At 39.5% G+C, this 676-nt stretch carries 1 pseudogene; it reads right to left on the bottom strand.

Annotated features, from left to right (window positions below):
• Positions 1-32 precede the first annotated feature (32 nt).
• Positions 33-676, bottom strand: a pseudogene (locus EGT51_RS12845) (IS3-like element IS1163 family transposase); the annotation flags it as partial.

Here is a 676-nt window from a genome sequence, read left to right as displayed (position 1 = left end):
TGCTCCTATGTCAATAAATGGCACATCTTTTTCTAAACACTCGTTCTAATTCTGTCGGAATTAAACCAACTGATGTAATTTGAGGTTCGGATTACCAAGTCCTCAAAATTGGAAAAAGTTGTTTGAAAGGCAAACTCTCTCTTCAACAATGAGTGAAAAGCTTCAATTGGCCCATTATCATAAGGATAACCTTGTTTTGAGTATGAGTGGCTAATCTGATGCCGTTCAAGTAAAGTTTCAACTTCGTTGCTGGTGTACTGTGAACCCATGTCAGAGTGAAAATATTGTGGCTTTTGATGACATTCAAGCGCCTGATTAATCGTTTCTACAACTAACGTCGCCTCCATCTGACGACCAATCTTGAAAGCAAGAACTTGATGAACCTTTGGTTCGTAAATAGAACTGAGATAAACCCAGGTTCCTGGACGTAATTCCAAATAAGTAATGTCAGCACGCCATATCCTTGCATTGGGCTGGTGCTTGATTAAATTGGGGCGTTGTGAATGATCCACATGAGTGCCAGGTTTTTTAAATCGCCGATTCATTAAAGAGTGAATCTCCATTTCCCTCATTAATCGTAAAATTCGTTTTGACCCAACACAGATGCCTGACTTGCGAAGCACCATCGTTATTCGTGGATAACCATAGGCACGATAATTATTTTCCCAAATCAATT

Origin of the sequence: Levilactobacillus suantsaiihabitans (assembly GCF_004745505.1) — a bacterium.
GTDB classification, from domain to species: Bacteria; Bacillota; Bacilli; order Lactobacillales; family Lactobacillaceae; genus Levilactobacillus; species Levilactobacillus suantsaiihabitans.
The sequence above is the reverse complement of the archived record's forward strand: the minus strand, read 5'-3'. Positions and strand labels throughout refer to the sequence as shown.